We start from the raw sequence: 14,806 nt of genomic DNA on the forward strand, positions 1-14,806 counted from the left end.
GTATTGAGGACGAAGCTTGGGGGTTAATGGATGATCAACTGGTATAAAAATAAACTCGGCATGAAAGGGAAAGTTTTAGTTATTGCATTTAGTTTATTTTTTCTTATCTATATTGGGACAATTATTTATCATGAGAATAAAACGCTGCCTGAGGGTACTTCATATGAAGGGGAAATTCACTATTTACCAGCTGATGAAGTTCGCTTTTTATACGATTTGACATATAAAGATGGAAAGCAATTGAAAAAAGAGCAGCAGATTTTCAAAAGTGTATTTCAAGCAATTGATGAAGCGGATCAATTTATTGTTTTGGACTTTTTTCTATACAATGACTATTACGATCATGAGCTGAGTTTTCCAAAGTTAAGTTCTACCTTAACGGAAAAATTAATTCATAAGAAGCTGGAAAATCCTGAAATAGAGATTGTAGTCATAACAGATGAAATAAATACATCATATGGTTCGCATCATAATTGGCAGTTTGAAAAACTTAAGGAAAATGATATAGATGTATTAATTACAAATGTAAATACGTTGAGAGATTCGAATCCTCTATATTCTGCTATTTGGAGGATGTTCATTCAATGGTTTGGAGAACAAGGAAAAGGAAGTATTCCGAATTTAATGGCTGACCAAGCACCTGACATGACGATTCGCTCGTATTTAAAGTTATTGAATGTTAAAGCGAATCATCGTAAAACAGTTGCAACAGATAAAACAGCGCTCGTTTTATCTGGCAACCCTCATGATGCGAGTGCCAATCATTCTAATATTGGTTTCCAAGTAAATGGTCCGATTATTGGCGATCTACTTAAGTCAGAACAAGCTGCAGCTAATTTAGCTGGCGGACGAAAATTGCCAGATTATCAAAAAAATCGCGAACCATCTGAATCTGGTGACATTCGTGTACAGCTTATTACCGAAGGGAAGGTTTCGCGAGCCGTTATCGAGGCAATTGAAAGCACTAATGCAAATGATGAGATTTGGATGGCCATGTTCTACTTAGCTGAACGACAAGTGATTGAAGCACTCTTGGCTGCAAATGAAAGGGGGGTAAATATAAAACTAATTTTGGATCCGAACGAAAATGCTTTTGGCGCGAAAAAAACGGGATTGCCGAACAGACCAGTTGCCAGGGAGTTGAACGAAAAAACAGAGGGGCAGATTGGCATCCGCTGGTATAATACGACGGAGGAACAATATCATCCAAAGCTGTTGTATATAAAAAAGAATGATGAATCTGTGATCATTGGTGGATCAACAAATTTCACAACAAGAAATATGGATGATTTTAATCTTGAGACGAATCTTTTAATAAAAACACCTGCCGATTCTGAAATGGTGGAAGGTCTCGACCATTATTTCAAACGGCAGTGGGAAAATATGGACGGCGAGTTTACCTTGGACTTTGAAGCATATCAAGATGTTCTCACGCCGATGCAACGGCTCGTCTATACACTTCAAAAATGGCTTTATTTTACTACTTACTGAGAGGGGACTCTCAATGGAAGGAAAAGTAGGAGGGACAGGTTCATTTGAACCTGTCCACATTTTATTTAACGCTGTCTAGAAATTCGTTTACTTGTTCAGGGGATTTTGCTTTGGCACTATGCAAGTGTGCTGTTTTTTCGCCGTTTTGGAAAATCAACAAGCTTGGAATGCCCATCACTGAATATTTTTCAGCGATTTCCGGGAATTGGTCTCTGTCCATTTCAAACCATGTATATTGCTTGTTCGCTTCAACAATATCTCCGATAAACATGTCCATTCGCTTGCAGTCAGGACACCAGTCCGCTTCAAACTTTACGATGACAGGTTCATTGCTTGAAATAATTTCTTCAAACTGCTCATTACTTTTAATTGCTTCCATTGATAAACCTCCTTTTTTCTCATTGTAAAAGTTATGTCTACTTGATTCAATTTTTATGACTTTGTTCTCCTATACAATTGTTCTTTAATTTGTTCCTTTTTATGTTTCCTCAGATTCGGTATAATGTTAAGATGACATGTATACATTTTTTTATGTATGCAATTTATAGATAAAGAGGAGACGAAGTGATGACTTCTCAAAACAAACTAATCCCGAAAATTGATTATGGAATTATTTTATCATTAATGCTAATGGCGATCGTTAGCTTCGCAGCTATATATAGTTCACAGTCAACAGGTCAATATGTAGCGAATTTTCTTTTGCAACAAGTCATGTGGTATGTAATCGGCACGATTGTGATTATTGTCATGATTCAGTTTGATTCTGAACAACTACAAAAAATCACTTGGTATATGTATGGATTTGGCTTATTATTATTAATTGTTTTATTTCTCGCCCCTAATACAACGTTTACTCCTATTAGGAATGGAGCGCAAAGCTGGTTTGTCATCAAGGGAGTTGGGGCAATTCAGCCATCTGAGCTGATGAAAGTCTTTACCATTCTCGCTCTAGCCAAAGTTGCAGCGGACCATCATCAGAAGTTTATTGTGAAGTCAGTTAAAACAGATTTTTGGCTGATGATTAAAATTGGCGTGGTTGTCGCTTTGCCGGTAGCTTTCATCATGAAACAACCTGACCTTGGTACGTCACTCGTTTTTCTCGCCATTTTCCTAGGAATTGTATTAGTATCAGGGATTACTTGGAAGCTTTTGGTGCCTATATTTACTATCGTCTCTTTAGTAGGTGGAACGGTCATGTATTTCGCAATAGCGAAACCGCATCTACTGAAATACATTGGCGTTCAGCAATACCAGTTTAAACGGATCTATTCGTGGCTTGATCCATACACATATCAATCTAATGAAGGATTTCAACTTGTAAAATCTTTACTTGCGATTGGTTCGGGTCAAACGAGTGGAAAAGGTTTTAGAAACAGGGAAGTGTATATGCCAGAAAGTCATTCCGACTTCATATTCAGTACGATTGGCGAGGAGTTTGGATTTATTGGCGGAAGTATTGTTGTCAGCTTGTTTTTTATGTTAATCTATCAAATCACCAGAACAGGCTTGAATACTAAAAATCCGTTTTATTCCTACATTTGTGTAGGAGTGATTTGCATGATTGCCTTTCATGTGTTCCAAAATATTGGAATGACTATTGGCTTGTTGCCAATCACAGGAATTCCACTTCCTTTTATTAGCTACGGAGGAAGTTCTTTACTCGGCAATATGCTTGCAATGGGCATCATCTTATCCATTCAGTACCATTATAAGAAATATATGTTTTCTTCTGAGGAAGAATGAGAGAAGGCTGTCCCAAAGTAGGGGCAACCTTCTCTTTTCGTATCGGAAGATATACGTCTAGCTATGAAACGTCGCTAAATGGGCGCTAGCGCTTTTCTATTCCACAGTACCAGATTCGGTAATGATTACCTTTGAATGAATTTTGAACGTTACATTTGCATATTGATCCTTCCACTTCTTGTCGTCAAAATCTCTGTTTTGCTGCATAAATTTGCGCTGTATGCCAACAGGGTCAATCTTCCTTTCTTGAAAATCCTTAAGTAATTGTAAACATTCGGCTTCAACCTTTTTTTCAAATCCCTTTTTAATTTTTTCAATCGTTTTAGGATCCACTCTTTTGCCTGTATATCTTTCAACGACTCCTCTCAATTTATAGTCTATATGAACAGTTAACGTATCATAATCTGTGGAAATAGACGTTTTTGTTTTAACATCGTGCACGATTGCACTATTTTTGCCAATCTTTACATTAATGCTGCTTTTATTATGTTGATCGACTAAAAGTTTAAAATAAAACATCTGATCTGCAGGTATTGAGTGAACAAGCTTTTTATCGTCGAAAATACCAAGCCCGATAATTTGAAGCTTGTCTTCCCCCTTTTTCCTCAAAATCGGTAAGTAAGCGCCCTTTCCTTTCTGAAAAAAATCAGAGGCAAACAAATGTAAATTCGTTTTCGGGATGTCACGATAGTCCACATTATGTTCGATCAATTTGGAAATGTACTGGCCATTTCCCTTATTTTCGTAATTTCCCGAGAGCAGTTCCCTAACCGGCTCTTCCGTCAGTACTATATATAGCCTGGCACCCATATCCGCTCTTCTTTGCAATGTATCGATGACAGGATACATTCCCTTCCCAGCGACTGTTTTACCGATGACAATTACATCTATGTCACCAAGCATGACGGGTCTGTTTGCTTCCCGGTCCAAATGATCGCTAATATCCTCATCTTTGTTTAAGGTCATTTCTAACCTTTTATTCTCTACTTTTTTATCTGGTGTGTAATAGTGATAAATAGCTGTTATCTGCATTTTATCATCAATAAAGTCAATGCCGACAATAGTTACTAAGTCTAATTCATCAATGATTTTTGTATGAACACATCCAAATAAAAAAGGTAGCAGCAAAAGATACATGATGTATTTATTTTTCACCTTTTTTCACCTTCCTTGCGATTAAAACGAGCAGTAATAAAAGGGGAATATAAATAAAATTAATAATGACCCCTACATTCCCGAGCAGTTGAAGGAATGCACTAATTTGTTTTCTTGTTTGGAATAGTGAGGAAGTAAGGACTAGTACTACAATAGAAATCCCAATTAAGGCTTTTCGTTGGGTAATTTTGATTGTCTTTTTCATTATTCTGCTGGCGCACCATAAAGGGATACAAATATTCGGTAAAATCACGAGAAACCACGTAGCGATGCCAATGTATTCAAAGCGCCAAAGGAAGGATAGCTTCACAATTTTCCAAATGGATATGGTTGCCCAAATAATATGTCGCAATTGTGGTTCACTGTAATAGCCGAAAGAGATAAAAATAATGAATAAATATATAAATCCGGTCGCTAAATTTCCTAAATGAGCCCATTTTTTTGCTTTTTTCCCATCTTGAATGAAGGGATAAAAAATGAGTAGTGCCTCATATCCAATAAAAGAAAGGGATAATTGAAAGGATGCTTTCATAATTGATTTTAACGAATGATCGAGTACAGGTAAAAAATCGGTGTAATCGGAATACGGCACTGCAAATAAAAATGTAAAATAAACATATATAGGTAGGATAACGCTAAAAAATGATATCCCAACAATCGTTTTGAAACCGCCATTTACAATATATATAGCAAGCAGTAAAAAACTGAAAGTGAACCAAAAAACACTTAAATCTTCAAAAAACCATACTTGGAGAATTTCAATATACGTCCGGATAACCCCAATCACTATTGCAGTGAAATATATGGCGATAACCACATTAAAAAGCCGCCCGAAAATTTTTCCGTACACAAAATAATGCGTCTGGATTAAATCGCCCTTCCCCAATTCAATAACTTTGAAAATAATAAATAAAACAATAGTTGTACCGAGTGTTGCAATGATAACGGCTATCCAAGAATCATAACCGGCACTGTTGGCAACCTCACGTTGGAATCCGAGAATACCAATGCCGATCTGTACCGAATGAATGACGAAGAAGACAAGAAAAGGTGCAATTTGTTGCTTTTTAGGTATAGAATCCATTACTTATTGCCTCCACCTTTTTCATTCATCAATATCCCTCATTTTATTTGCGTCCTTCGGCCGGAAGCGGATAGGCTGTTGAGTCTGCAAATATCCAGGACGTTTATATCTTTTGGCAAACGGGGCTTTAATGATTGAATCTTTTAGATCATTGAAACGGGGAGGATAAATTGGCTCCATATAAGGCCTCCCAAGGGATGTAAGTTGGATTAAATGCGTCAAAAAGAAACAAATGCAAAAAACAATTCCGAGCAGCCCCCATAATTGAGCGAAAAGTAAAAAAGGAAAGCGGATAATCCGAATGGTCGAAGTAATTTTATAAACAGGTGTAGTAAATGCCGCCAATGCACCAAGAGCGACGAAAATCAATAAAACATTACTCGTCAAGCCTGCCTCTACCACTGCGGTACCAAGGACTATACCGCCGACGATACCAATCGTCTGGCCAATTTTTGTCGGAAGACGCGCACCCGCTTCCCGCAGTAACTCAATACTGAATTCTAAAAAAAGAGCTTCTAAAATTGGTGGGAAAGGAACAGTTTCCCGTGAACTTACTAGTGGAGCCATTAAATCCTTTGGTATGATTTCAGGATGATACGTTAATATCGCAACATATAATGGGGTGGCCAATATCGAAAAAGTGACCCCAATAATTCTTAAAAGCCTAATAAAAGTGGACAAAACCCAATTATTTAAATAATCTTCATAAGAAACAAAATACGAAATGATGGTTGTAGGCCCCAAAAGTGCAAATGGCGAGCCGTTAACGAGAACAACAACTTTTCCTTCCACAAGATCACTAGCTACTTTTGCAGGATTTTCTGTACTTATCAGTTGAGGGAAAGGCGAATTATGATTCCCCACAATTGTTTCCTCAATAAAATGGCTATCAGTTATCTGGTCCATATCAATCTCTTTAATTCTTTGTCTCATCGTATCGATATTTTCAATATTGGTAAGACCGTCGAGATAAATGATGGCGACTCGTGTTTTCGTGAATGTCCCAACAATTAATTCTTCAATAACTAATTCTTTGACCGGAATGCGTGTCCTAATCAGATTAATATTTTGATCGATCGATTCAACAAACGCCGCTCTTGGTCCTTCAATCGTGTACTCAATATCTAATGTTTCAATACTTCTTCCAACTTCCGCGGTTGCTGGAAGTAGGGCCACTTTTTTGTCATCACCTTCGATTTTGATTAATATACAACCGGTCAGTATCTTATTTTCGATTTGGGCAGTATCAGAAGTAACAAAGACTTGGGCAGTTGGGACCAAGTTATATAAATCCGCAAGCGTATGAAATTCCCCTTCGAGCAAATAAGGCAAAATATCTTCCGCGATAATGCTGGTGTTTACTAAGGTGGAAAAATATTCGATTGAAAATTTGACATTCGTACGCTGATTAGTAGCTTTTGACTGCATGTAATCTTTAGATTTATGTAATTGCTCTAAAAGAGAAGAAAGAGGTGCTTCGGATTGACTCGTTTTTGATTCGGCCTTCTTTTTTTTATGCTTAAAGAATAAATTCATCTTATTATCATCTCCGGAACATGGATCCACTAATTCCTATAGTTTCCTGAACTGGGCAAAATATGCGGGCTTAAACTGGGTAAAAAAAAAGAAGCAAGTCAGGCCGCTTCTTTTTGAAAAGTATTATTGTACTTGCCCGCCGTACGGAAATTGAGATGAATAGCCCGCATGCTGCTGGTATGACTGCTGAATCTTTTGTGCATCTTGTGCTTCAAATTTATACCAGCCTTTTTGGAACATCTCATTAAAGAGATTACGCTGCATTTGCTGTGTCTCGTTAAAGATCGCCATTAAATCTTCATATAGATGCTGATGACTTGCTTCATGTAGTGCAGTTGTATAAGCGTCAGTCATGTACTTTTCAGTGGCTAACATATCATTTAGAAAATCGCGCTCATTCATCTGTGGGGTTTTAGGGACTTGTGTCTTTGGATTTTGGATTTTTTGCATATTTGGATTTTGGTTTTGCATACGATCTACCTCCTTGTTATTGCATTACACTATTGGAGTGCTGTTTTTCTTGTAAATGATAAAGGATTTTTTCGTAATGACGCTGATGCATTTGACCGCAAGAATCCAAGACTGTTTTGATTTGTTGGTCCTGGCACTGGGTAGCTGCAAAATGAGCTTTTTTCATTGCCAGCAAGTTCCACGCCAGCATGTCATTGATATAAGCAAAATCCTTCGTTGTTATCACGTGTGGCGGCTGTTGCATGACGTTTTGCTGATTTTGTGGTTGCTGATTTATTTGTTGATTTTGCATAAAGGGTTTCCTCCTTTGCTTTTACATATATAGCATGCCTGCTGATTCTTTTTTTATGTACATATAAGTAAAAGCCAACACAAAATGATGAAAAAATGATACAATTGAAAGGGTTTTCAATAGAGAAAGTGTGTAGGGGGAGTTCACCATGGAACATTACTTACGAAATTTATTTTTATTTTTATCAAAAAATAGATTCTTTACGAGGTTAGCCAAAAAGTATGGATTGCGTTTTGGCGCTGCCAGGTTTGTGGCAGGGGAAACAGGAGAACAAGCATTCAATGTGATTAAAGATTTAAACAAACAAGGGTTATCTGTAACGATTGATTATTTGGGAGAATTTGTTGATAACGAAAAGGAAGCAAATGAAATGGCTGATAACTCCATTAAAGCGATTGAAGCAATAGGTAGGGAAGGGCTTGATTCCCAGTTGTCTTTAAAACTTACCTCTATGGGCATGGACATATCCGATGAGCTCGTCTTTAAAAATATGCGGAGAATAATGGATGTGGCAAAGGAAAATCGTGTATTTGTAACGATTGATATGGAAGATTTCGCTCGCTGTGAGAAAACCTTAAAAATCTTTAAAACACTAAAAACGGAATACGATAATATTGGCACTGTCATCCAGGCATATTTATATCGTACGGAGACGGATATGATTGATTTGAGCGATTACTCACCTAATCTTCGACTCGTAAAAGGTGCCTATAAAGAATCACCAGAAGTCGCTTTTCCTGAAAAGGCGGATGTCGATGAAAATTTCAAAAAAATCATTAAAATGCACTTATTAAATGGTCATTATACGGCGATTGCCACTCACGATGAAGCAATGATCCAATTTACGAAACAATTCGTAAAGGACAATCATATCCCAAATGATCAATTTGAATTTCAAATGCTTTATGGCATAAGGATTGAGCGCCAACTCGAGCTTGTGAAAGAAGGGTATAAAATGCGTGTATATGTACCATATGGAACCGATTGGTATGGCTATTTTATGCGCAGGCTTGCAGAGCGACCTGCGAATGTCGCTTTTGTTTTAAAAGGCATATTTAATAAATGAGGTGCCAGTTCTGCTTGATTTATCAAGCAGAACTACTTTTAGAAAATTTGCTATTTTTGTGATTTTCGGATTGCAAGTAAATGGGAAATTCGATATATTAAGATTAATCATCATTCATTCATAGGGAAAATTTTTTAATCATAAAATGAATGAGTGTTCATTCAACGTTTTAAAGGAGGTATTTTCATTGACGTATAGCATTAACAAGGCAGCTGTTCTAGGATCCGGAGTAATGGGTTCGGGAATCGCCGCACATCTTGCGAACATTGGCATTCCAGTGCTTCTCCTAGATATCGTTCCGAAAGAGTTGACAGCTGATGAAGAAGCAAAAGGCTTAACGTTGGAAGATCAAGTTGTTCGAAACCGGTCTACGGATACTGCAGTCCAAAAGCTTTTAAAACAAAAACCGGCTCCGCTTACTCACAAAGACAATACTGCATTGATTACAACTGGGAATTTCGAAGACGATTTGAATAAGTTATCGGATGTGGATTGGATTATTGAAGTTGTGGTGGAAAACCTCGAAGTCAAAAAGCAAGTGTTTGCACAAGTGGATCAATTTAGGAAACAGGGAAGTATGGTCAGCTCAAACACGTCTGGTATTTCGGTGGAAGCGATGGCCGAAGGACGGTCAGAAAACTTCCAGCAGCATTTTATGGGTACGCATTTTTTCAATCCACCGCGTTATTTGAAATTGCTCGAAATCATACCGACTGCAAAAACAGATCCAGAAGTACTTCAATTTATGAGAAAATTCAGTGAGGATGTGCTTGGGAAAGGTGTGGTCATTGCAAAAGATACACCAAACTTTATCGCCAACCGCATTGGAACTTACGGACTGCTTGTCACTGTGCGGGAAATGCTGAAAGGCGGCTTCAGTATTGGTGAAGTAGATTCGATTACCGGCACACTCATTGGCCGTCCGAAAAGCGCTACATTTCGCACATTAGATGTTGTTGGCCTTGATACGTTTATTCATGTCGCTAATAATGTTTATGAACAAGTTGAAGGAGAAGAGCAAAAAGTATTTGAAGTTCCTGCATTTATGAAGAAAATGCATAAAAACGGCTGGCTTGGCAGCAAATCAGGGCAAGGTTTTTACCTGAAAAAAGGTAAAGCTATTCTTGAACTCAATCCCGAAACGATGGAGTATGAAGAACAGAAAAAGCTAAAAACGCCGGGGCTGGAAATGTCGAAGCAAGTAAAAGGAACAGCGCAAAAAATGAAAGCGCTTGTATACTCAGCTGATAAGGCTGGTAAACTCCTCTGGGACATCACGGCTCCTGTATTGGCCATTTCGGCAGAACTGCTTGGTGATATTGCCGATGATCTTCTTTCCATCGATCAGGCGATGAAATGGGGATTCGGCTGGAAGATGGGCCCATTTGAAACGTGGGATGCGATCGGTGTTGAGAAATCTATTCAAAAGATGGAAGCGGAAGGCATGACCGTTCCAGCATGGATTAAAGAAATGCTAGCCCAAGGATATTCCAATTTTTATAAAGAGGAAAATGGAAAAGAATATTATTATTCCAATGGTGAATATCGGGAAATTATAAAAAATCCGAAAGAGATAGATTTAAAGCTATTAAAAAAACAAGGGAAATTGCTCAAGAAAAATAGTGGTGCAAGTTTAATAGATATAGGCGATGGTGTAGTTCTGCTTGAATTCCATTCACCAAATAATGCGATTGGCTTTGATATTATTCAAATGATCAATTATGCAGTTGAAGAAACGGAAAAAAAATATAAAGGTCTCGTCATCGGAAACCAAGGGAAACACTTCTGTGTCGGTGCTAACCTAGCAATGATTTTGATGGCCGCACAAGATGATGAGATTTTCGAAGTCGATATGGTCGTTCGCCAATTTCAGCAGGCGATGATGAAAATTAAATATAGTAGCAAGCCTGTTGTCGCTGCCCCATTTGGCATGACGCTCGGCGGCGGCGCTGAAGTCTGTCTGCCGACAGCTCATATCCAGGCTTCGATGGAAACGTATATGGGACTTGTTGAAGTTGGCGTCGGTGTCATTCCAGGTGGAGGAGGAAATAAAGAATTATATATTAAAACATTAAAAGAGATGCCAAAAGGAATTGAATTCGACCTGCAAAAAGTTGCGAACAAGGTGTTTGAAACGGTCGCTATGGCAAAAGTATCGACTTCAGCTGAAGAAGCAGCGGTAAATCAATTTCTTAACAAAGCTGATGGGATCAGCATAAATGGCGACCATTTACTGTATGATGCAAAGCAAGTCGCTCTTGCAATGTATGAACAAGGATATAAACCGCCTATACGGGAAAAAGTTCCTGTCACAGGGGAAACGGGATATGCGACCTTGCTGCTAGGAGCAGAAGCGATGCGTCTCTCCGGCTATATTTCTGACCATGATATGAAAATTGCCAAAAAACTCGCCTATGTCATTGCGGGAGGAAAGGTGCCATATGGAACAGAGGTTGATGAACAATATTTGTTAGACATAGAACGGGAAGCATTTTTAAGTCTTGTTGCTGAGACGAAGTCACAACAGCGGATGCAGCATATGCTTGTAAAAGGCAAGCCACTGAGAAACTAAGTTTACTAGAAGGCGAGGGAGTACAACATGCGTGAAGCAGTCATTGTCGCCGGTGCAAGAACGCCGGTTGGTAGAGCGAAAAAAGGAACACTTGCCAATACGCGTCCAGATGATCTTGGTGCATTGGCGGTGAAAGAAACAATCAAACGCGCCGGGAATTATGAAGGCAATATCGATGACTTAATTTTTGGCTGTGCCATGCCTGAAGCTGAACAAGGGCTTAATATGGCAAGGAATATCGGCGGACTTGCAGGTCTTCCGGATACTGTGCCGGCGATTACAATTAACCGTTATTGTTCATCAGGCTTGCAATCGGTTGCCTATGCTGCGGAGAGAATTATGCTTGGGGCTTCGGACACAATCATCGCCGGAGGAGCAGAGTCTATGAGCCTTGTACCGATGATGGGGCATGTCGTCCGTCCAAATATTAGACTTGCAGAAACGGCTCCTGAATATTATATGGGAATGGGCCATACGGCTGAACAAGTAGCAAAAAAGTTCGGTATTACGCGCGAAGACCAAGATGCATTTGCGGTTCGCAGTCATCAAAAGGCGGCAAAAGCAATAGCTGAAGGTAAGTTTAATGATGAAATCGTGACAGTTCCGATTACCACTCGCACTGTGGGGGCTGACCATAAGCTAAAGGAAAGTAATATTGAATTTACAACGGACGAAGGAGTCCGTCCAAACACGAATATGGAAGTTCTCGCAAAACTTCGCCCGGCTTTTTCGGCAACAGGGTCGGTAACGGCTGGTAACTCATCGCAAACGAGCGATGGAGCGGCGGCGGTGATGGTGATGGACCGTGAAAAAGCAAATTCGCTTGGACTGAAGCCGATGGTCAAATTCAGGTCCTTTGCTGTAGCGGGTGTACCACCGGAAATTATGGGAATTGGCCCCGTTGAAGCCATTCCTAAGGCATTAAAAATAGCTGGATTAGAACTTTCCGATATCGGCTTGTTTGAATTAAACGAAGCGTTTGCTTCACAGTCAATCCAAGTCATCAGAAAACTCGGTATTAATGAAGAAATCGTCAATGTGAACGGTGGCGCCATTGCTCTTGGTCATCCGCTAGGCTGCACAGGTACGAAGCTTACACTGACACTTGCGCATGAAATGAAGCGAAGGGATGTACAATTTGGCGTTGTCACGATGTGTATTGGTGGCGGTATGGGGGCTGCAGGAGTTTTTGAATTAATCTAAGAATAGGAGGATCATATTATGGTAAATGAAACAAAGAAGCTTATAAAAGGCGGGGCATTTTTAATAGAAGATATTACTGCTGATCAAATGTTTACCCCTGAGGACTACACGGATGAACAAAAAATGATTGCCAAAACAACCGAAGACTTTGTCATCAATGAAGTCATGCCGGAAGTGGAACATATTGAAAACCACGAATTTGACCGTACTGTAAAACTACTTAAACAAGCAGGAGAACTCGGGCTGCTGGGGGCAGATGTTCCAGAAGAGTATGGCGGTCTTGCGCTTGATAAGATCAGTTCATCCCTTATTTCGGAAAAATTGTCTAGAGCAGGCGGATTCTCCATTTCTCACGGTGCACATGTCGGAATCGGGTCACTTCCAATTGTATTATTCGGAAATGAAGAGCAAAAACAAAAATATTTGCCATCTTTGGCAACGGGCGAGTTATTGGCTGCTTATGCTTTGACAGAACCAGGCTCAGGATCAGATGCGCTCGGTGCAAAGACGAATGCAAAGCTAAATGATGCGGGCACCCATTATCTTTTAAACGGAGAAAAACAATGGATCACGAACTCTGCATTTGCCGATGTCTTTATCGTGTATGCGAAAATTGATGGAGAGCATTTTTCAGCCTTCATTGTAGAACGAGAATTTCCGGGTGTTTCATCAGGTTCTGAGGAAAAGAAAATGGGGATAAAGAGCTCCTCAACACGGACTTTAATTCTTGAAGACGCACAAGTGCCTGTTGAGAATTTACTCGGGGAAGCGGGTAAAGGCCATAGAATAGCTTTTAATATTTTAAATATTGGCCGCTATAAGCTTGGCGTTGGTGCAGTAGGCGGTTCAAAACGGGCACTGGATATTACATTGCAATATGCAAACCAGCGTAAGCAGTTTAAAACACCGATTTCTCAATTTAATTTGACGAAAGAAAAATTTGGAACACTCGGCTCTGAAATATACGCAGCTGAGAGCTCCGTTTATCGTACAGTGGGCTTATTTGAAGATCGAATGAGCAAGCTGACAGAGGATCAAGTGAAAAATGGGGCAGAAGTAGCCAGTTCAATTGCTGAATATGCAATTGAGTGTTCTTTGAATAAAATCTTCGCATCCGAAGTGCTCGATCATGTTGTTGATGAAGGTGTCCAAATTCATGGTGGCTACGGGTATATGCAGGAATATGAAATTGAACGAGCATACCGGGATTCTCGCATTAACCGCATTTTTGAAGGAACAAATGAAATTAATCGCTTGCTCGTACCAGGGACATTTCTCCGCAAAGCATTCAAGGGAGAACTCCCGCTTTTACAAAAAGCACAAAGCCTTCAAGAAGAATTAATGATGCTTATGCCAGAGGAACCAGGTGATGAGCCGCTAGATCAAGAGAAACACTTAGTTAGAGGGGCTAAAAAAGTCGCGCTCATGATTGCGGGACTTGGTGCTCAGAAATACGGTCAAGCGCTAGAAAAAGAGCAGGAGATCCTTGCGAAGCTAGCAGACATTGTATCCTTCGCCTATTCTATGGAATCAACAGTCCTGCGTACTGAAAAAGCCATAGGTCGAGACGGCGTAGAAAAGAGCAATCAAAAGCTCCTTTATACACAAATTTTCTGTCAGGACTCAATTGTAAAAGTAGAGCAACTGGCAAAAGAAAGCCTTGCCGCCATTGAAGAAGGTGATACATTCCGGATGATGAACTCAGCCCTCCGAAAATTAACACGCCACACACCAATCAATGTTATCGCCAAGAAACGTGAAGCGGCAGATCGTTTGATTGCTGCGGAAAAGTTTGTTGTATAAATCAGTTTAAGAAAAGCTGCCCACTGCAGTTGGCGGCTTTTCTTTTTTATTGAGGAGTTGTCTTAAAAATCCCTCAAAATAAAGAGGGTTGTGCTTGTTTCGATTGCCCGTACTGCAGCAAAATTGCGGTTTATGGTAAATCGAGTGTTGTTCGATTGCCCATGCTGCAGCGAAATTGCAGTTTACGGTAAATGCAAAATGCAATGTAGTTCAATTACCCATTAAGATAAAAAGTGACCTTCTGAACAGCCCCTCCAATAAAAAACCACAATCAATTAATAATTTTATTCAGCTCCCTACAATATAGACGAAGTTTTTAAAATATTGTTGACATTGAAACCGGATTCATATCATAATAGTAGACAAGCAGCAAAATCCCACCCTCAAAAC

General features: G+C 39.4%; 12 protein-coding genes. 6 read left to right on the forward strand and 6 right to left on the reverse strand.

Annotated elements, in window-relative coordinates; translation table 11 throughout:
- Positions 1 to 30 precede the first annotated feature (30 nt).
- Positions 31 to 1,491, forward strand: coding sequence for a phospholipase D family protein (locus KHA88_RS13985; protein WP_249313124.1), 1,461 nt, complete (start codon positions 31 to 33; stop codon positions 1,489 to 1,491).
- Positions 1,492 to 1,552: 61 nt separating this feature from the next.
- On the opposite strand, the gene KHA88_RS13990 is transcribed toward KHA88_RS13985, so the two are convergent.
- On the reverse strand, positions 1,553 to 1,870 hold the full coding sequence (locus KHA88_RS13990) for a thioredoxin family protein (RefSeq protein WP_213108042.1): 318 nt from the start codon (positions 1,868 to 1,870) through the stop codon (positions 1,553 to 1,555).
- 188 nt (positions 1,871 to 2,058) lie between these two features.
- Between KHA88_RS13990 and KHA88_RS13995 the strand changes: the two genes are divergently transcribed.
- Positions 2,059 to 3,234 carry an FtsW/RodA/SpoVE family cell cycle protein gene (locus KHA88_RS13995; RefSeq protein WP_213108043.1) on the forward strand — a complete coding sequence of 392 codons (1,176 nt, stop codon included), beginning with the start codon at positions 2,059 to 2,061 and terminating at the stop codon, positions 3,232 to 3,234.
- A gap of 96 nt (positions 3,235 to 3,330) precedes the next feature.
- On the opposite strand, the gene KHA88_RS14000 is transcribed toward KHA88_RS13995, so the two are convergent.
- The 5 genes from KHA88_RS14000 to KHA88_RS14020 form a co-directional block, all read right to left on the reverse strand.
- Positions 3,331 to 4,389, reverse strand: coding sequence for a Ger(x)C family spore germination protein (locus tag KHA88_RS14000; RefSeq protein ID WP_213098008.1), 1,059 nt, complete (start codon positions 4,387 to 4,389; stop codon positions 3,331 to 3,333).
- Positions 4,379 to 5,473: a GerAB/ArcD/ProY family transporter gene (locus tag KHA88_RS14005; protein WP_213098007.1), complete on the reverse strand. Its 1,095-nt coding sequence runs from the start codon at positions 5,471 to 5,473 to the stop codon at positions 4,379 to 4,381. Before KHA88_RS14005 ends, KHA88_RS14000 begins: the two co-directional genes overlap by 11 nt.
- Before the next feature lie 21 nt (positions 5,474 to 5,494).
- Positions 5,495 to 7,009 (reverse strand): spore germination protein, encoded by a 1,515-nt coding sequence (locus KHA88_RS14010; protein WP_213122242.1) that lies wholly within the window; start codon positions 7,007 to 7,009, stop codon positions 5,495 to 5,497.
- Between the two features lie 123 nt (positions 7,010 to 7,132).
- Positions 7,133 to 7,480 carry a spore coat protein gene (locus KHA88_RS14015; protein WP_249306045.1) on the reverse strand — a complete coding sequence of 116 codons (348 nt, stop codon included), beginning with the start codon at positions 7,478 to 7,480 and terminating at the stop codon, positions 7,133 to 7,135.
- 16 nt (positions 7,481 to 7,496) lie between these two features.
- A complete protein-coding gene (locus KHA88_RS14020; protein ID WP_213108046.1) occupies positions 7,497 to 7,772 on the reverse strand; it encodes a hypothetical protein in 276 nt (91 codons plus the stop codon).
- Between the two features lie 148 nt (positions 7,773 to 7,920).
- Here KHA88_RS14020 and KHA88_RS14025 point away from each other — a divergent pair, with 148 nt between their 5' ends.
- The 4 genes from KHA88_RS14025 (at position 7,921) to KHA88_RS14040 (ending at position 14,416) form a co-directional block, all read left to right on the forward strand.
- Positions 7,921 to 8,838, forward strand: a complete 918-nt coding sequence (locus KHA88_RS14025; RefSeq protein ID WP_213122243.1) for a proline dehydrogenase family protein — start codon at positions 7,921 to 7,923, stop codon at positions 8,836 to 8,838.
- 145 nt (positions 8,839 to 8,983) lie between these two features.
- Positions 8,984 to 11,410, forward strand: coding sequence for a 3-hydroxyacyl-CoA dehydrogenase/enoyl-CoA hydratase family protein (locus KHA88_RS14030; protein ID WP_213122244.1), 2,427 nt, complete (start codon positions 8,984 to 8,986; stop codon positions 11,408 to 11,410).
- A gap of 27 nt (positions 11,411 to 11,437) precedes the next feature.
- Positions 11,438 to 12,613 (forward strand): acetyl-CoA C-acetyltransferase, encoded by a 1,176-nt coding sequence (locus KHA88_RS14035; protein ID WP_213098002.1) that lies wholly within the window; start codon positions 11,438 to 11,440, stop codon positions 12,611 to 12,613.
- Between the two features lie 18 nt (positions 12,614 to 12,631).
- Positions 12,632 to 14,416 (forward strand): acyl-CoA dehydrogenase family protein, encoded by a 1,785-nt coding sequence (locus tag KHA88_RS14040; RefSeq protein WP_213098001.1) that lies wholly within the window; start codon positions 12,632 to 12,634, stop codon positions 14,414 to 14,416.
- Positions 14,417 to 14,806: the final 390 nt, after the last annotated feature.

The organism is Lederbergia citrea (assembly GCF_018343525.1).
Lineage (GTDB): Bacteria > Bacillota > Bacilli > Bacillales > Bacillaceae_C > Lederbergia > Lederbergia citrea.